A 17523-nucleotide genomic window follows, 5' to 3' on the forward strand; every position below is an offset into this window, starting at 1 on the left:
ACGGGGAGGGAGACGAATGCCCACGCGACAGCCCGTGCGTATCAAGGACAGGCGCACACCGGGAGACCTGCTGGCGGGCCTCGGCGCGCTGGCCGTCCTGGTCGCGCTCATCGCGGGGGTCCCCTACGCCCTGTTCCGGCTGGCTGGGCCGCCGCTCCCGCCGGAGCTGCGCGACCTCGACCTGCTGACCAGCCAGGTGGGCACGAGCACGATCGTCGCGATCCTCGTGCTGCTGGTCTGGCTCGCCTGGCTGCAGATGGTGGTCTGCGTACTGGTCGAGATCTACGCCGGAGTGCGCCGGGTCGGGATGCCGGCCCGGGTGCCGTTCTCCGGGGGCACCCAGATGTTCGCCAACCGGCTGGTCTCGGCGGCCATGCTGCTGTTCACCGTCTCGGCGGTGGCCCTGCCGATCGCGAAGCTGACCAGCCTGCCGCCCGCGACCTCCGCCATCGTCTCGACCGGGCTGTCGGCGGCGTCGGCCCCGGCCGGCGCCGAGCGGGTGGAGCTGGCGCCGGTGCAGAAGGCCAAGAAGGTCTACGTGGTGCAGCCGCCGCACGGCCGCCACCACGAGAGCCTGTGGGAGATCGCGGAGAAGTGCCTCGGTGACGGGCGGCGGTATCCGGAGATCTACCGGCTCAACCAGCACCGGGAGCAGCCGGACGGCAGTCGCCTGCGGATGGCCGACCTGATCAGGCCGGGCTGGGTGCTGGACATGCCGGACGACGCGCGCAACGTGCACATCGTCCCGGCGTCCCAGCCGCGCGACGACACCCTCAAGGAGCACCCCGGCAAGCCCGCCGAGCTGGACGGCCGTACCCAGACCTTCACCCCGGGCGGTGCGGACCTCCCGGCGGAGCCCGCACCCGGCGAGGGCGCGGGCCAGGCACGGGAGACCGGCCGGGGACAGAACGGGCGCCACGATGCGGCCGGGCACCGTCCCGACACCGCCGCCGAGCGCGGCGCCTCGCACGACCCGCGCCAGGTGCCCGTCCCCAAGGCGACCGCCGAGCGCGGTCCGGACACGGCGGCCACCGGCGCGCCCGCCACCACCGCGCCCGGGCGGCAGGATCCCGGCGCGGCGGACCCGGGAGCGGCGGTGGCGGGGCCCGCGGAGAACGGGCAGCACACCGGGCTGGAGATGCTCGACTACCTGGCCGGGGCCTCGCTGGCCGCGGCCGGGTTGCTGGTGGCGCTCGGCCGCAGGCGCAGGCGGCAGCTCTGGCACCGGGCGTTCGGGCGCCGGATCACCCGGCCGAGGGACGACGCCGCCCAGGCCGAGCTGGCGCTCAGACTCGGCGCGGACGCCCCGGGCAGCCGGATGCTCGACGTCGGGCTCCGGCTGCTGGGCAGGTCCCTCGCCGCCCAGAACCGCGTCCCGCCCACGGTCTACGCGGCCCACCTGTCACCGCAGACCCTCGACCTGTGGATCCATCCGCCGGACTCCGACGCGCCCGCGCCCTGGAGTGCCCACGACGGAGGCCAGGTCTGGCGGCTTCCCGCGCACGAGGGCCGGATGCTCGACGAGCAGGCACTCGCCGACGCGCCCGCGCCGTACCCGGGGCTGGTCTCGCTCGGTTCCAGCGGTGAGGGCCGGGTGCTCGTCGACCTGGAGGCCGCCCACGGTCCGATCAGCATCGGGGGCGCGCAGGCCACCGCTGCGCTGGCGGCGCTCGCCGTGGAGCTGGCGACCAACCGCTGGTCGGACCGGATGCGCGTCACGCTGGTCGGCTTCGGCGAGGAGCTGACCGTGATCGCCTCCGAGCGGATCAGGTACGTGGGCAGCCTGGCGGAGATCCTGCCCGAGCTGGAGGCGTCGGGCAAAGACGGCGGTAACCGAGGCGAGGTGCTCACCGGCAGGATCCACGGACGCGTCGCCGACCCGGTCTGCACCCCGCACTACCTGCTGTCCGCGATCGCCCCCACCGAGGAGGAAGGCCGCCGCCTGGCGCTGCTCGCCAGGAAGGGCGTCAGGACCGCCGCCGGGTACGTCATCGCGGGCGACGTGCCGCACGCCACCTGGAACTGGACGATCACCGAGGAGGGCCGTGCCAGGGTGGACGCGCTCGGGTTCGACGTGGCCGCGCAGCTGCTGCCACGGCGGCAGTACCGGGCACTGATCGATCTGTTCCTGGCGACCGAACGGCTGGAGGGCGAGCCGCTGGCCGACGAGCCGGAACCGGTCACCCAGACACCCTCGGTCGAGGTGCGGATCCTCGGCCCCGCCGAGGTCGTCGGTCCCTCGCCGATGGAGGAGGGGCGGGTCGTGATCGCGGTCGAGCTCGTCGTCTACCTGGCGACGCACCCCGGCGGCGTCCACCCCGTCGTGCTCGGCGGCATCCTCTGGCCACGTGGCGTGCAGGCGGTCGTCAGGGACGCCACGATCGCCAGGGTCGTCGCGTGGCTGGGCACCGACAGCCAGGGGCGGCCCAACCTCTACGCCGACACCTCGGGGCGCCTGCGGCTCGGCCCCGAGGTGCGCACCGACTGGATGCTCTTCCGCGACCTCGTCCGGCAGTCGCACGCCAACCCCGGCGGGCGTCCCGAGCTCCTCGATCGGGCACTGGGCCTGGTACGGGGTCCGCTGCTGAACGGCCGCCCGCGTGGCCGCTACGCCTGGCTGGCAGCCGACGACCTGGAGTACAACGTGACCGCGGGTGTCGCGGACGCCGCGCACCGGCTCTGCGAGGTACGGCTGGCCCGCGGTGAGACCGACCAGGCGGTGGCGGCGGTGCGGGCCGGGCTGCTGCTGGCCGCCGACGACGAGGGGCTCTGGCGCGACCTGCTGCGGGCCACGCATCTCACCGACGACCCCGTCCGCCTGCGTGCCGTGGCCGACGCCCTGCACCGGCGGGCCGCCTCCCACCCCTACGGCGGTGGGATGGCACCGGAGACCGAGGCCCTCATCGACGAGCTGCTGCCCTCGTGGCGGATGCGCTCGGCCCCGACGGCATGACAGGCCCGGCGGGCCCGGTCCGCGCGCCGGGGGTCATGCGGGGTCGCGGCGGGTCGGATGCCGCGCAGGACGGCCCGTCATGTCGTCGGGCACGGAATGAGGTGATGGGCCGTGGTGCGGGAGATCGCGTGGCGGGCGAGGCTGAGGGAAGAGTCATGCCGAATCGTGCATATCGATGGTTGCGGCGGCCGGGCGCTTCTAGCGTGATCGGTGTGCGTGTCGTGGTCGCGCTGTTCGTGCTCCTGTCGGCGGCCTGTGCCCCGTCGGAGGCCGAGCCGTTCAGTCCCGTCGATCTTCCCGCCGAGACCTCCACGCCGGGTGCCGCGCAGCCCTCTCCCAGCGGCTCCACGCGGACGGGGCCGAGGGTGGAGACGGTCCAGGTCGCACCGGGGGTGCGGGTGGTGGTCGAGTGGCCCGCCGAGCCCGACGCGGACACGACCGCGATGATCGAGCTCCTCCGTGACTACTTCGTCGGGGTCTTCAGGGCGGTCACGAGCGGGGGCGGCGACACCGACTACCTCGGTCTGGTCGAGCGCGACGCGAGCCCGGACGCCTACGCCTGGGTGCAGGCGTTCCTCGACCAGCGCAGGTCGGTGCGGGGAACCGCCCGGCTGTACGCGCTGAACGTCAGCTCGACCTACGGCGCGGGGGCGGAGCTGGAGGCCTGCGTCGACGAGTCGAAGATGCGCCTGATCGACTCCTCCACCGGCAAGCAGGTCCCCGAGCAGCCCGTATGGACCAAGAAGCCCTTCCTGCAGGCCGCCACGATGAGACACCACGACGACGGGAGCCGGCGCATCGTGCTCTTCCGCAACGCGGAACTCCCCCACGAGCGCGCGAAGGGCTGTCTCCGATGACTCTCTCCCCACCGCCGGGCTCCGGCGCCGAAACCGGAGGTGTTCGATGATCGGAAAAGTGATCGTCGCGGGGTTGCTGCTGTTCGCGCCCCCCGACCTCGGAGGCAGCACCGGTACCGGTTACCAGGACGGCCGCACCGCCGGGGTCCGCCTGGAGAACTCCCAGATCGTCATCACCGGTACCGGGCTCACCGGCAAGAGCGACGGCTACCGGATCAAGCGCCCGTGCTGGTACGAACCCGGAAACAACGCCGCGGACATGCTGTCGAGCCAGCAGGGTGTGCGGGACCACTGGTTCCGCTACACGAAGAACCCCACCGAGGAGAAGTACCAGGAGTTCCTCAAGCAGTTCCAGGACAAGATCGGCAAGGAGGGGCGCTGGTGGGCGCCCGCGTACAACGGCGCCGATCCGGACGGTCAGTCCTGCTGGAGCGAACTGGAGCCGTTCGTGTGGGTGCCGCCCGGCACCACGCCGCCCGCCGGGATCACCATCGCCGAACTCGTCGAGATCGCCCGCGCCGCGCTGACCGTGCCCGAGCCGAAGGTCGAGCTCAACCCGGACGCCAAGAGCTACGTCAACCTGCCGACCTGGGTCTGGCTGAGCGGTATCGGCGAGACCACCAGGTCCGTGACGGCGACGCTGCCCGGGGTGATGAGCGCCACCGTGACCGCCACCCTTGAGGACATCCGGATCGACGCGGGCACCACCGCAGACCGGGCGGAGGTCAAGGAGGAGTGCGGCCCCGGCGGCAAGCCGTACGCGAAGGGCGCCGCGTTCACCTGCGGCGTGCGCTACCTGCGGGCCTCGATCGACCAGCCGCGTGACGCCTACGTGCTGACGGTCACCTCGGTCTGGCCCATCGAGGTCGAGGGCGACGTGGTGCCCTTCGCCTACGACCCGGTCGAGGTCGGGGTCACCCGCGACGTCCCGGTGGGCGAGGTACAGAGCACCGTCAGGAAGACCGGATAGGTGCGCCACCCATGGACGTCGGTGATGGCGACCCGGTCGAATGATCTCGAAATGGGCGAGGGCCTCGTGACGTGGTGTGAGTCGACCAGGATTCACATCTGCCGGAGGCCCTCATGCCGCACCGTGACGCCCCGCTGACCGAGCCGGGCGCGCCTCATGGTCGAAGACGGCAGGCGTCACTCGCCGGTGATCGCCTTCTCGTGGATGAGCAGCCACCGCTTGACCGGCGTGCCGTAGTAGTAGCCGCCGAACCCGCCGGTGGACGGCAGGATGCGGTGGCAGGGAACGAACGGCGCGATCAGGTTCTGCGCGCACGCGCCCCCGGCCGCCCTGGCCGCCGTCCTCGGCAGGCCCGCCCGCTCGGCGAGCTCGGCGTAGCTGATCGTGACGCCCGGCGGGACCTCACGCAGGGCGGTGAGCAGCCGCTGCCGCTTGGGGGTGCCCGGCTGTTCCAGCGCCACGGAGTCGAGGGCCTTCAAGTCGCCGTCCAGGTAGTCGCGTACGGCACGCGCCGGGTGGCCCAGGTCGGCGGTCAGGACCAGGCCCTCCGACCGGAGGCCGGGGGAGAGCCGCGCGAACATCTCGTCCGGGGCGTCGGTGAAGCCCGCCGCGACCAAGACGCCCTCGCGGGCGAGCAGCGCCAGCGGACCGGTCGGGGTGGTGAGTACCTGTGCTTCTATCATTCGGAACTCCAAAGATGCAGTGCGGCGTACGCCCGCCATGGACGCCACCGCTCGATGTGGTCTTCCGGGATGCCCAGGCAGGCCATGGCCCGCCGCAGGCCGAGGTCTCCGCCAGGCCAGGCGTCCGGGTCGCGCAGCGCCCGCAACGCGATGTAACCCGAGGTCCACGGCCCGATCCCGGGGACCTCGAGCAGCCCGGCCACCGCCTGGGCGGGCTGCTGTGCCCCGTCCAGGTCGATCTCGCCGTCCGCCACCCGGGCGGCGAGCGCCTTCAGCGTGGCCACCCGCCGCCCGGTCAGGCCCAGCCCGCCCAGATCGGCCTCGTGGAGCTCGGCCGCGGTCGGGAACAGGTGGGTCAACCCCTCGTCGCCGCCCGTCCCGGGCTGCGGGCGCCCGGCTCGGGCGGTGACGCGCCCGAGGATGGTGCGGGCACCCGCGACGGAGATCTGCTGGCCGATCACGGCGCGGACGGCCACCTCGAAGCCGTCCCAGGCGCCGGGCACCCGCAGCCCGGGACGGGCGGCGACGAGCGGTTCCAGCGAGGTCTCGCCAAGGGCGGCGGAGATGGCCTCGGGGTCCGCGTCGAGGTCGAGGAGGCGGCGGCAGCGGGCGACGATCCTGGCCAGGTGGCTGGTGTCGTCGACGCTCACGTCCAGCCGGACGTGGTCCGCCTCGGGGGTCAGGGTGACCGTGCCACCGGGGACGGCGCGGCGGTAGGAGGTGCCGTCCGCGTGCTCCAGACCGGGGATCGCCCGCGCGGCCAGGAACCGCATCAGGGCCGCGGCGTCGTACGGCTCCCTGCGGTGTAGCCGCAGGGTCAGCGCGTCGCCCGAGACGTCGGTGCTGCGTCGCGTGGTCGCCCGCAGCTCGCCCGGGGTGAACCCGTAGGTGTCCTTCATGGTCGCGTTGAACTGCCGGACGCTGCCGAAACCCGACGCGAACGCCACGTCGACGATCGGCAGCCCGGTCTCGGTCAGCAGTTGCTTGGCCAGCAGCAGGCGCTTGGTCCTGGCCACGGCCAGCGGCCCCACGCCGATCTCCGTGGTGAACAGCCGGTGCAGGTGCCGCCCGGTGATGTGCAGCCGCCCGGCCAGCCGGGCCATCCCGCCGTCGTCCGCCACCCCCTCGTCGATCAGCCGGAGCGCCCTGCCGACCAGGTCGCCCCGGTGGTCCCAGCCGGGATCGCCGGGGCTCAGCTCGGGCCGGCACCGCTTGCACGGCCGGAACCCGGCGGCCTCGGCGGCGGCCGCGTGGCGGTAGAACCGCACGTTGCGGCTGGCAGGGGTGCGTGCCGGGCAGATCGGCCGGCAGTAGATACGGGTGGAGGTGACCGCCGTGTAGAAGCGCCCGTCGAACCGGGCGTCCCTCGCGGCCACCGCGCGGTAACAGGCGTCGAAGTCGAGCTCTCTCACGGACATGCTGATGACGCTACTCGCAGCCCACTTCGTACGGCTGGCGGGAATCGGACATGGTCGTGGCGGTCGTCGCGGGGAGGGCGGTGATCCGCTGAGGCGTGCCTCGCGGGCGCGTCACTTGGAGGAGACGCCGACCCCGATCTCGAACTCCCGGTAGACGCGGGCCCAGAATCCGTCGCGTAGCCAGACGCGTGCCTCGGGGTAGGGACGGAGGGAGTGCCCCAGCTCCTTCTCCGCCTCGATGAGCAGCTCGGTGTCGATGACCGTGGGCAGGATCGGCCCCGGGAGCAGGTCGCGGATGTTGTCGCGGCCGCGGGTGAGGATCCACTTCTGGGCCACGTGCTCACCGACCTCCTCGACGCGCGGGCGGCTCGGGCCCAGCTTGGTGACCTGGCCCGCGGGGGCCTTGGGCTTGGCGGTGGCGGTGGCGGCGGCGGTGCGCCCGGCGAAGACCTGGGCGGGGGAGGGGGCGCTCGGGGCGGCCGGCACCGGGACCGGCGCGGGGGCCCGGCTGAAGAAGGAGCGCAGGAAGTCGGCACTGATGATCTCGACGGTGTCGGACTCCCAGACCAGGCGCTCGGCCTGGTTGGTGCCGTACGGCGGCTCCACCCCCCACAGGTGGATCCGCACCCCGTAGGCCTGGGCGGCCTCGACGGCGGGGACCATGTCCTCGTCCCCGGCCAGCAGTATGGTGTCGCTCACCGCGTGGTGCCTGGCCAGCGCCTCCAGGTCGCTCCTGATCTGCGCGTCCACGCCCTTCTGCTGGCCCCTCGCGTTGAGGTTGCCCAGGCGGACCTTGACCCAGGGGAGCTGCGCGATGACCCGCTGGTCGACGGTCGGCACCCGGTCGCGGGCGGCGTCGTACCAGTAGATCCTCAGCAGCTCGCCGTGGATTCGCTCCTCCGCGTGCTTCTGCAACGCCTGGATCAGTTCGTCCGCCGCGACCCGGTACTCCTTGCGCTCCTTGGCGCTCAGAAGCACCTCCCCCGCCGCGGCGTACAGGTACCCGACGTCGACCAGGACGGCGTACTTCGCGGCGATGGGGTGTGACGTGAGGTCCAGGATGGTCATGTCGTCCTCCAGGCCTCGTAACTAGCTGATCGGCTGACTATATGCGCCCATTTCTTAGATGGTCCCAACTCTCGTGCAAGTTGACACCCCGTTCTGAGGATCTATCTCGGCAGTGCGCTCGATCTCCACGCACCTTGTCCGGTAGGAAGATGTTTTCGCATGCCATGTGAGTGATTGCTCCAGGATTTTGGCGTCTGCAGGGCTTTCGGGCCCGAAGTCGCGGCCGCGGTGTGCGCAGAGATGGCGATCACCACCGCGGCGATCTCCTCGGGGGTCGCATCCCCTTTAATGATCTTCAGGTGTCTCACAGCGGGATGTTCCCATGCTTCTTCGGCGGCAGGGTCGCGCGCTTGTTGCGCAGGGTCCTGAGCGCCTTGACGATCTGGACTCGGGTGTCGGAGGGGCGGATCACCGCGTCCACATACCCACGTTCGGCCGCGAGATACGGGTTGGCGAGCGTGTCCTCGTATTCAGCGATGAACCGGGCCCGCTGGGCGTCCGGATCGGCGGCCGAGGCGAGCTCGCGCCGGTAGAGGACGTTGACCGCGCCCTGCGCTCCCATCACCGCGATCTGCGCGGTCGGCCAGGCCAGGTTGATGTCGGCGCCCAGGTGCTTGGAACCCATCACGTCGTAGGCTCCACCGTACGCCTTACGGGTGATGACCGTGACCAGCGGCACCGTCGCCTCGGCGTAGGCGTAGAGCAACTTGGCGCCGCGGCGGATGATCCCGTTCCATTCCTGGTCGGTGCCGGGAAGGAATCCGGGGACATCGACAAATGTCAGTACCGGAATGTTAAAGGCATCGCATGTACGTACGAATCTCGCGGCCTTCTCCGAGGCCGCGATGTCCAGCGTGCCCGCGAAACTCATCGGCTGGTTGGCGACGATCCCCACGGAGCGCCCTTCGACCCGGCCGAAACCCACCAGGATGTTCGGCGCGAACTGCGCGTGCACCTCAAGGAATTCGCCGTCGTCCAGGACGTGTTCGAGAACCGTGTGCATGTCGTAGGGCTGGTTCGCCGAGTCGGGGACCAGCGTGTCGAGCTCCCGATCGGAGTCGGTGGTCTCCAGCACCACCTCGGCGTCGAACACCGGGGTCTCGTCCATGTTGTTGGACGGCAGGTAGGAGAGCAGCGCCCTGGCGAACTCCAGGCAGTCGGCCTCGTCGGAGGCCTCGTAGTGGGCGACACCCGAGCGGGAGTTGTGCGTGTGCGCGCCGCCGAGCTCCTCGAACGTCACCTCCTCGCCGGTGACCGTCTTGATCACGTCGGGGCCGGTGATGAACATGTGCGACTTCTCCGACACCATCAGCACGAAGTCGGTGAGGGCCGGCGAGTAGACGGCGCCGCCCGCGCACGGGCCCATGATCAGCGAGATCTGCGGGATCACTCCCGAGGAGTGCACGTTCCGCTTGAAGATCTCGGCGTACAGGCCCAGCGAGACGACGCCCTCCTGGATGCGCGCCCCGCCGGAGTCGTTGATGCCGATCACCGGGCAGCCGGTCTTCAGCGCGTGGTCCATGACCTTGACGATCTTCTCTCCGAAGACCTCGCCCAGAGAACCGCCGAAGACCGTGAAGTCCTGGGAGAACACCGCCACGGGGCGGCCGTCGACGGTGCCGTGTCCGGTCACGACCCCGTCGCCGTACGGACGCTCGCGCTCCATGCCGAAGCTGGTGGACCGGTGCCTGGCGAGTTCGTCGAACTCCACGAAGCTGCCCTCGTCCAGAAAGGCGAGGACCCGCTCCCTGGCGGTCATCTTGCCCTTCGCATGCTGTTTCTCGATGGCGCGCGCGGAACCCGCGTGGGCGGCCTCGTCCAGACGGCGTTCCAGATCGGCCAGTTTCCCGGCCGTCGTACGGATATCGGGTTCGGCGGCCGTGGTCTCGGCGCTCAAGGGCTCGCTCATGCCAGCAGGGTAAACCGCTCTCTGACAGTGCGAACTATCGGGGGCGACCGTTCGTTTTCCGGATGAGTCGGCTGATCGCCGGAGCCGTGATCCTGGAAGGGGGGAACATGCCGGACGCCATCGAGGCGGTGCGAACGCAGGGGTTGTTCAAGAGATTCGGGCAGCAGGTGGCCGTGGGAGGTGTCGACCTCGTGGTGCCCGCCGGCAGTTTCGCCGGGCTGGTCGGTCCCAACGGGGCGGGAAAGACCACCACGCTCAGCATGGTCACCGGCCTGCTGCGTCCCGACGGGGGCTCGATCCACATCGGTGGTGTCGACGTCTGGCGCGACCAGGTCGCGGTCAAGAGCCGCATCGGCGTGCTCCCCGAGGGGCTGCGCCTGTTCGAGCGGCTCTCCGGCAGGGAGTTGCTGTCCTACAACGGCCAGCTCCGAGGCATCCCCAGGGCCGAGGTGGAGCAGCGGGCGGAGGGGCTGCTGAAGGTCATGGGCCTGACCGAGTCGGCGGACAAACTCGTCGTCGACTACTCGACGGGTATGCGCAAGAAGATCGGCCTGGCCGCCGCGCTGCTGCACAACCCCGGTGTGCTCTTTCTCGACGAGCCGTTCGAGGGCGTCGACCCGGTCAGCGCCAACACGCTCGTCGAGGTGCTCAGGCGCTACACCGACTCCGGCTCGACCGTCGTCTTCTCCAGCCACGTCATGGAGCTCGTCGAGCGCCTGTGCGACTGGGTCTCGGTGATGGACGGCGGGCGGATCGTCGCCCAGGGGCCGCTGGACGAGGTCAGGGCGGGCCGCAGCCTCAACGAGGCGTTCCTGGGGCTGGTCGGCGCCCGGGGTGACGGCACGAGCGGGCAGGAGGGCCTGTCATGGCTGGGCGCGACCCCGGCATGAGCGCGCCGGATCGGCAGCGGGCGGTGCCCGGGACCGTGCGGGTGGGGCCCTCGGTGTTCGTACGGCTCAAGCTCCGGCTCGTCGCCGGCAACCTGCGCGGCAGCGTCCAGCACCTGCTGGGGTTCGTCTTCACGACGATCGCCGCGATCGTCTTCGCCGCCCTGGGCTTTTTCGCCATGACCACGCTGCGTCTCGCGTCCGCCGAGGTCGCAGGCGACGTCGTCACCGTGCTGTTCGCCGCCTTCCTGGTGGGCTGGGCGGTCGTGCCGCTGCTCGCGTTCGGGCTGGACGACACGCTCGACCCGTCGCGGCTGGCGCTCTTCCCGCTGCGGACCGGCCAGCTCGCCACCGGCATGTTCGCCGCCTCGATCACCGGCGTCTGGCCGGCCGCCACGCTGGTCGTCATGATCGGGGCCGTGGCCGGGCTGGCCACGGGGGCCGGCGGGGTGCTCCTGGGCACGGTGGCGGTGCTGCTCCACTTCGCGCTCTGCATCGTCCTCTCCCGGCTGGTCACCACGGCGCTCTCCGGCGTGCTGCGCACCCGCAGGGGCCGTGACGTGCTGGCCGTCTCAGTGATCTTCGTCGTGCTGGCGGCACAGCTGCCCAACCTGCTGCTCAACGGCGGTCTGTCGGCCGACCCGGGGGCGATGCTGCGCGGTACCGCCTCGGTGCTGCGCTGGACCCCGTCAGGTATGGCGGCGCACGCCGTCGCCGACGGAGGAGCGGCGGCCCTTCTGGCGATCGTCGTGCTCGCCGCCCTGGTCGCCGGGGTGGGGTGGCTGTGGATCGCGGCGCTGCGCCGCGCCCTGGTCTCCCCTGACGCCTCCACCCAGAGCTCCTCGGTGCGCAACTCCCGGGGCCTGCTGGCCAGGGTCCTGCCCGACGGCCCGCTCGCCGCGGTCGTGGGCAAGGAGTTCAGGTACGCCCGCCGTGATCCGCGGGGCAGGGTCGGCTGGTTCGCCGCCGTCGCGGTCGCGGGCATCATGGCCTTCTCGCTGAACGGGCAGGGCGGTCCGGCCGGGGTCGCCCTGGCGGTCGCTCCCGCCTGCATCGGCGCGGGGCTGATCAGCATGCAGTGGTGCAACGCCTTCGGCATCGACGGCCGCTCGCTGTGGATGAACGCCGTCGCCTACGGCACCGACCGCGACTGGCGCACCGACATCGCGGGGCGGCACCTGGCCGTGGCGACGATCGGGGTTCCGGTGCTGCTGGTGCTCTCCCTGGTCGCGGCCCTGCTGGCCGGAGACGTCGGCTGGGCGGTCCCGGCCACCCTGACCGCCTGGGGCGTCCTCGGGGTCGGGCTCGGGGTGGGCGCGCTGACCAGCGTGCATATGCCCTACAGCGTGCCGGAGCGCCTGAACGCCTTCACAGGTGCGGCTCCGGGGCAGGGCGGCATCGCCTTCGCGGCCTCGCTCGGCGCGTTGATCGGCACCGGCCTGCTCGTGCTGCCGATCGTGCTGCCGGTGCTGTTCGGCCTCACCTGGGTCGCCGCGCTGGCGGTGCCGTACGGACTGCTGCTCTCCGCCGGCGGCCGGAGAATCGCGGGTAAAGCCGCTTTCGCCAGGTATCCAGCGCTGCTGCAGGCGATCTCCAAGGCCGTCTGAGTGGTCTAGTCCAATGGGTGAGACCGGTCTCCGCCGGAGAAAACGGACTGGGTACGCTGACGAACATGCCAGCCACCGTGTCTCATCAGGTAGAGCGTTCCTCCGCTGTCACCGAGATGCCCGACGAGCTGCGTGCGGACGTGCGACTGCTCGGCGAGCTTCTGGGGCAGGTCATCGCCGAGCATGGTGGCGATGACCTGCTCGCCGATGTCGAACGGCTGCGCAAGGCAGTCATCGGTGCCCGCCGCAGGCAGGTGTCGGTCGACGAGATCACCGCGATGGTGGCCGAGTGGCCCGTCGATCGCGCGGTACAGATCGCCCGCGCGTTCACGTGCTACTTCCACCTGGCGAACCTGGCCGAGGAGCACTTCAGAATCCGTACGCTCAGGGTCCGCGACACCGGCGAGGAGCCGCTGCCGGAGTCCTTGGCCCAGGCGGTCCAGGAACTCGGCGGCGAGAAGGTCGCCGGCCTGGTCGAGGAGTTGCGCCTGCACCCGGTGCTGACCGCGCACCCCACCGAGGCCCGCAGGCGCGCCGTGGTCACCGCGATCCAGCGCATCAGCGGCCAGCTCGCCCTGTACAACAGCCCCGAGCGGGGTGCCGCCGAGCGGGCGGAGACCCGCCGGCGGCTGCTGGAGGAGATCGACCTGCTCTGGCGGACCGCCCAGCTCAGATCCACCAAGCTCGACCCGCGAGACGAGGTCCGCACCGCCATGGCGGCCTTCGACGAGACCCTCTTCCGGGTGGTCCCGCAGGTCTACCGCGCCCTGGACGCCGCGCTCGGCGGGGGCGGCGGCACCGAGAGGCCCCGGGCCCGCGCCTTCATCAGGTACGGCAGCTGGATCGGCGGCGACCGCGACGGCAACCCGAACGTCACGGCCAAGGTGACCAGGGACGCCGTGCTCATCCAGGCCGAGCATGTGCTGATCGCCCTGGAGACCGCCGCCGGCCGGATCGGCCGCTCGCTGACCCTCGCCGCCGGCTACGCCCCCGCCTCGCCCGAGCTGCGGGCCGCGCTGTCCGCCGCGGTGAACGACCACCCCGACCTGGTCTCGGAGATGGCCACCCGCTCCCCGCAGGAGCCGCACCGGCAGTGGCTGATGTTCGTCGCCGCCCGCATCGCGGCCACCAGGCAGCGCGGTCTCGACCTGGCCTACCGCTCGCCCGAGGAGCTCCTGGGCGATCTGCGGATCGCCCAGGAGTCGCTGGTCGCGGCCGGGGCGAGGAGGCAGGCGTACGGGGAGCTGCAGCACCTCATCTGGCAGGTGGAGACGTTCGGCTTCCACCTGGCCGAGCTGGAGGTCCGCCAGCACTCGCAGGTCCACGCCGCCGCGCTGGAGGAGATCGCCGCCGGGCGCACCTCCGAGCGGACCGAGGAGGTCCTGGCCACGATCCGTACGATCGCCTGGATCCAGGAGCGGTTCGGGGTGAGTGCCTGCTCCCGCTACGTCGTCTCCTTCACCCGCTCGGCCGGCGACATCGCCGCCGTGCACGCGCTGGCCGCGCACGCGCTGGGCGAGCGGGCCCCCCGGCTCGACGTGGTCCCGCTCTTCGAGTCGGGCGCCGACCTGGCGGCCGCCCCCACCGTGCTGTCGGGGATGCTGGAGATCCCCGAGGTCCAGGCCAGGCTGGCCGACGACCGGCGCCTGGAGGTCATGCTCGGCTACTCCGACTCCGCCAAGGAGCTCGGCCCGGCCGCGGCGACGCTGAAGCTGTACGAGGCCCAGGAGGCGCTGGCCGCCTGGTCGGCCGAGCACGACGTGCCGCTGACGCTCTTCCACGGCCGGGGCGGCGCCCTGGGCCGGGGCGGCGGTCCCGCCAACCGGGCGGTGCTCGCGCAGGCTCCGGGGTCGGTGGGCGGCAGGTTCAAGGTCACCGAGCAGGGCGAGGTCATCTTCGCCCGCTACGGCCACGACGCCATCGCCCGCCGTCACATGGAGCAGGTCACCTCCGCGGTGCTGCTCGCCTCCACCCCGTCCATCGAGGCGCGCACGGCCGAGGCCGCGGGACGCTTCCGGGCGGTGGCCGAGCAGGTCGCCTCCGCCTCGGAGAAGGCGTACCGGCTGCTGACCGAGGCGCCCGGCTTCCCCGAGTGGTTCTCCCTGGTCAGCCCGCTGGAGGAGATCGGCTCGCTCCGCCTGGGCTCCCGTCCGGCCCGGCGCGGCCTCGGCGCGCCCCGGTCCCTGGACGACCTGCGGGCCATCCCGTGGGTCTTCGCCTGGGCTCAGACCAGGGTCAACCTGCCCGGCTGGTACGGCCTGGGCAGCGGCCTGGAGGCGGTCATCTCCGAGGCGGGCCTGGACGAGCTGCGCGCCGCCTACCGGGAGTGGCCGCTGTTCGCCTCGCTGCTGGACAACGTGGAGATGTCGCTGGCCAAGACCGACCGCGACATCGCCGCCCGCTACCTCGCGCTCGGCGCCAGGGACGACTTCGTCGAGCAGGTCCTGGCCGAGTACGACCTGACCCGCCGCCTGGTCCTGGAGATCACCGGCCACACCCGCCTGCTGGAGGACCGCAAGGTGCTGTCCCGCGCGGTGCAGCTCCGCGACCCGTACGTCGACGCGCTCTCCCACCTGCAGCTCCGCGCCCTGTCCACGCTCCGCGCGGACGAGGGGCTGTCGGAGGAGGATCGCGAGCGCCTGTCCACCCTGCTGCTGCTCTCGGTCAACGGCGTCGCCGCCGGTCTGCAGAACACGGGCTGATCTTCTCGCCACCGCCCGCGGGCCCCGCACCGGGCCGGCGGGCGGCGCTCACCGGCCGACGCGGTGCGCCCCCGCGTAGAGGTTGAAGCGCTCCTCGCGCAGGAAGCCGACCAGCGTCATGCCGAACTCCCTGGCCAGATCGACGGCCAGGGAGGAGGGCGCGGAGACCGCGCAGACGACGGGCAGGCCCGCGGTGAGGGCCTTCTGCATGATCTCGTAGCTGGTCCGCCCGCTGACCATGAGCACGTGCCCGCCCAGCGGCAGCCTCCCGGTCATCATGGCCCAGCCGACCAGCTTGTCCACCGCGTTGTGCCGCCCCACGTCCTCGCGGACCGCGAGCGGCTCGCCTTCCGCGGTGAACAGCCCGGCCGCGTGCAGCCCCCCGGTCTTGCCGAAGACCCCCTGGGCCTGCCTCAGCCGGCCAGGAAGGCCGTACAGGACCTCAGGGGAGACGCGCAGCGGGTCATCGGCGGCGGGCAGCGGTGAGCAGCGGCCACGCAGGGCGTCGAGGCTGGCGGTGCCGCAGACGCCGCACGCGCTCGACGTCATGAAATGCCGGTCGAGCGACGGCAGATCAGGCAGGGCGTCGCCGCGCAGCCGCACGGTCACCGTGTTGTAGCGGGCCTCGGGCGGCACGTCGTCGTCCGTGCAGTAGGCGATGGACGCCACGTCGGCGGGTGCCGCGACGCCCTCGCCGTACAGGAACCCGGCGGCCAGTTCGAAGTCGTGCCCCGGGGTGCGCATGGTGATCGCGACGGTGCGGCGCTCCTCGCCCGCCTGGATCCGGATCTCCAGCGGCTCCTCGGTGGCCAGGTCGTCCCGGCGCTCGTGGAGCGTCCCCGAGCGCATCTGCCCGACCCGTGCCCGCGTGGTGGGCCCCGGCCTCCGCACGGCCTCCACCTCGATGCCGTCCCGCGGGTCAAGGTCTCTGCTCATGCGGTCATTTTCTCTTTTCGCTGCCGTCCGAACGGTTTCATCCCCGTTTGGAAAGCTGGGCTTCGCCTGCGCACCCAGACTTCGTTAACAGTATTCCCTGGTCATTGCCCTAATTCGGTAACAGGGGGTCGTTAGGGGAGGCAAGATGGCTAAGTGCTCGACTCGCCCTTCACTGATCTCGACCGTCCGCCGCTCTCCCAGGCGGCGCTCACCCGCGCGCTGGTCCGTCCCGGCGGCCTCTGGTCCGACATCGCCGTCGTCGCCAGGACCGGATCGACCAACGCCGACCTCGCGCAGGCCGTCCGCGACGGTGCGCGGCAGGGAGCTGTCGTCGTCGCGGAGGCCCAGTTCGCCGGGCGCGGCAGGCTCGGCAGGGCCTGGAGTGTTCCGCCGCGCTCCGGCCTGACCTTCTCGGTGCTCCTGCGCCCCGACCCGCCCCCGGACAGGCAGAGCTGGCTGTCCCTGCTCGTCGCCCTCGCGGTCGCGTCGGCCGTGCGGAAGGTCGCCGAGGTCGACGTCCGGCTCAAGTGGCCCAACGACCTGCTGATCGGCGGGCGCAAGGTCGCCGGGGTGCTCGCCGAGCGGATCGACAACGCGGTGATCGTGGGTGTCGGGCTCAACGTGAGCGTGCGCGCCGAGGAACTGCCGGTGGAGACCGCCACCTCCCTGGCCATCGAGAAGGCCGTCTGCGTCGACCGCGACCCGATCCTGCGGGCGGCGCTGCGGGAGATCGAGCTCCACTACCGGGAGTGGTCGGAGGCGGACGGCGACGCCGAGGCGTGCGGCCTGCGGGCCGCCTATCTCGCGATCAGCGCCACGGTCGGCCAGGAGGTCCGGGTGGAGCTGCCGGGTGAGCGGGTGCTCACCGGCACGGCCACCGGTGTCGACGGCGCCGGCCACCTGCTCGTCAGCTCCAAGGGGCAGGAACACGCGCTCAGCGCGGGAGACGTCGTGCATGTTCGTCCGCACAGCTCATGACGTGGGGCATGAAGGCGTGCCACGATTTGCCCCATGGGTCTACCCGATCACCACATGACGGAGGGGGAGCGGCGAATCCGGTCGTTCCACCCGCACTGGAAGCGCCTCATAGGCCCGTTCCTCGCGTTGATTCTGATCATCGCGGGGTCCGGTGCCGCCGTTTTCTTCATGCCCGCCTTCGAATACGACTCCTACGCGCGCATCGCGGTGGCCGTGGTCGCCGTCGGTCTGCTGACCGTGTGGTCGTTCGTGCCGTACCTGAGGTGGAAGAACACCTCGTACGTGCTCACCTCGCACCGGTTCACCATCAGTACGGGGGTGCTGAACAAATCCATAGACGACATCCCGATGGCGAAGGTCAACACGGTCAGCGCCGACCAGACCCTGATGGAGAGGGTCCTCGGCTGCGGCACGCTCGTCGTCGAGTCGGCGGGCGACCACGGCCGGATCACGCTGCGGGACATCCCGCGGATCCAGGATGTGCGGGCCGAGGTGTTCCGCGCGCTCGACGACGCGATCGACGGGGAGCCATCGGAACACGGCGGGCGGTGACCG

At 71.7% G+C, this 17523-nt stretch carries 14 protein-coding genes; 8 read left to right on the plus strand and 6 right to left on the minus strand.

Annotation, left to right across the window (positions count from 1 at the left end; genetic code table 11):
• Positions 1–16: 16 nt before the first annotated feature.
• From ABT061_RS02540 to ABT061_RS02550, 3 genes are all read left to right on the plus strand, one after another.
• Positions 17–2953: a hypothetical protein gene (locus tag ABT061_RS02540; RefSeq protein ID WP_350911836.1), complete on the plus strand. Its 2937-nt coding sequence runs from the start codon at positions 17–19 to the stop codon at positions 2951–2953.
• A 212-nt stretch (positions 2954–3165) separates the two neighbouring features.
• Complete coding sequence (locus tag ABT061_RS02545; RefSeq protein ID WP_350911838.1) at positions 3166–3810, plus strand: hypothetical protein; 645 nt, start codon at positions 3166–3168, stop codon at positions 3808–3810.
• A gap of 46 nt (positions 3811–3856) precedes the next feature.
• Positions 3857–4780: a hypothetical protein gene (locus tag ABT061_RS02550; protein WP_350911840.1), complete on the plus strand. Its 924-nt coding sequence runs from the start codon at positions 3857–3859 to the stop codon at positions 4778–4780.
• 176 nt (positions 4781–4956) lie between these two features.
• On the opposite strand, the gene ABT061_RS02555 is transcribed toward ABT061_RS02550, so the two are convergent.
• The 5 genes from ABT061_RS02555 to ABT061_RS02575 all read right to left on the minus strand — a co-directional run bounded on the left by ABT061_RS02555 (position 4957) and on the right by ABT061_RS02575 (position 9858).
• On the minus strand, positions 4957–5463 hold the full coding sequence (locus tag ABT061_RS02555) for a methylated-DNA--[protein]-cysteine S-methyltransferase (protein ID WP_350911842.1): 507 nt from the start codon (positions 5461–5463) through the stop codon (positions 4957–4959).
• On the minus strand, positions 5460–6881 hold the full coding sequence (locus ABT061_RS02560; RefSeq protein WP_350911844.1) for an AlkA N-terminal domain-containing protein: 1422 nt from the start codon (positions 6879–6881) through the stop codon (positions 5460–5462). The genes ABT061_RS02555 and ABT061_RS02560 overlap by 4 nt, the downstream gene beginning before the upstream one ends.
• A 111-nt stretch (positions 6882–6992) precedes the next feature.
• Positions 6993–7949, minus strand: coding sequence for an NYN domain-containing protein (locus tag ABT061_RS02565; RefSeq protein ID WP_350911846.1), 957 nt, complete (start codon positions 7947–7949; stop codon positions 6993–6995).
• Between the two features lie 101 nt (positions 7950–8050).
• A complete protein-coding gene (locus ABT061_RS02570; protein ID WP_350911848.1) occupies positions 8051–8257 on the minus strand; it encodes an acyl-CoA carboxylase subunit epsilon in 207 nt (68 codons plus the stop codon).
• Positions 8254–9858 carry an acyl-CoA carboxylase subunit beta gene (locus tag ABT061_RS02575; RefSeq protein WP_350911850.1) on the minus strand — a complete coding sequence of 535 codons (1605 nt, stop codon included), beginning with the start codon at positions 9856–9858 and terminating at the stop codon, positions 8254–8256. Before ABT061_RS02575 ends, ABT061_RS02570 begins: the two co-directional genes overlap by 4 nt.
• A gap of 107 nt (positions 9859–9965) precedes the next feature.
• On the opposite strand from ABT061_RS02575, the gene ABT061_RS02580 reads away from it, so the two are divergent.
• From ABT061_RS02580 to ABT061_RS02590, 3 genes are all read left to right on the plus strand, one after another.
• Entirely contained in the window at positions 9966–10748 is a 783-nt protein-coding gene (locus ABT061_RS02580; RefSeq protein ID WP_350911970.1) for an ABC transporter ATP-binding protein, read from the plus strand.
• Positions 10724–12352, plus strand: a complete 1629-nt coding sequence (locus ABT061_RS02585) for a hypothetical protein (protein ID WP_350911852.1) — start codon at positions 10724–10726, stop codon at positions 12350–12352. Before ABT061_RS02580 ends, ABT061_RS02585 begins: the two co-directional genes overlap by 25 nt.
• Positions 12353–12417: 65 nt before the next feature.
• Positions 12418–15054, plus strand: coding sequence for a phosphoenolpyruvate carboxylase (locus tag ABT061_RS02590; RefSeq protein ID WP_350911854.1), 2637 nt, complete (start codon positions 12418–12420; stop codon positions 15052–15054).
• Between the two features lie 48 nt (positions 15055–15102).
• Here the strand turns inward: ABT061_RS02590 and fdhD are convergent, their stop codons facing one another.
• Positions 15103–15990, minus strand: a complete 888-nt coding sequence (gene fdhD, locus ABT061_RS02595) for a formate dehydrogenase accessory sulfurtransferase FdhD (RefSeq protein ID WP_350911856.1) — start codon at positions 15988–15990, stop codon at positions 15103–15105.
• Between the two features lie 153 nt (positions 15991–16143).
• Here fdhD and ABT061_RS02600 point away from each other — a divergent pair, with 153 nt between their 5' ends.
• A complete protein-coding gene (locus tag ABT061_RS02600; RefSeq protein WP_350911858.1) occupies positions 16144–16968 on the plus strand; it encodes a biotin--[acetyl-CoA-carboxylase] ligase in 825 nt (274 codons plus the stop codon).
• 33 nt (positions 16969–17001) lie between these two features.
• Positions 17002–17520, plus strand: coding sequence for a PH domain-containing protein (locus ABT061_RS02605; RefSeq protein ID WP_350911860.1), 519 nt, complete (start codon positions 17002–17004; stop codon positions 17518–17520).
• The last annotated feature ends 3 nt before the right edge of the window (positions 17521–17523 follow it).

The organism is Streptosporangium sp. NPDC002544 (assembly GCF_040295965.1).
In the GTDB taxonomy this organism is placed as follows: domain Bacteria; phylum Actinomycetota; class Actinomycetes; order Streptosporangiales; family Streptosporangiaceae; genus Streptosporangium.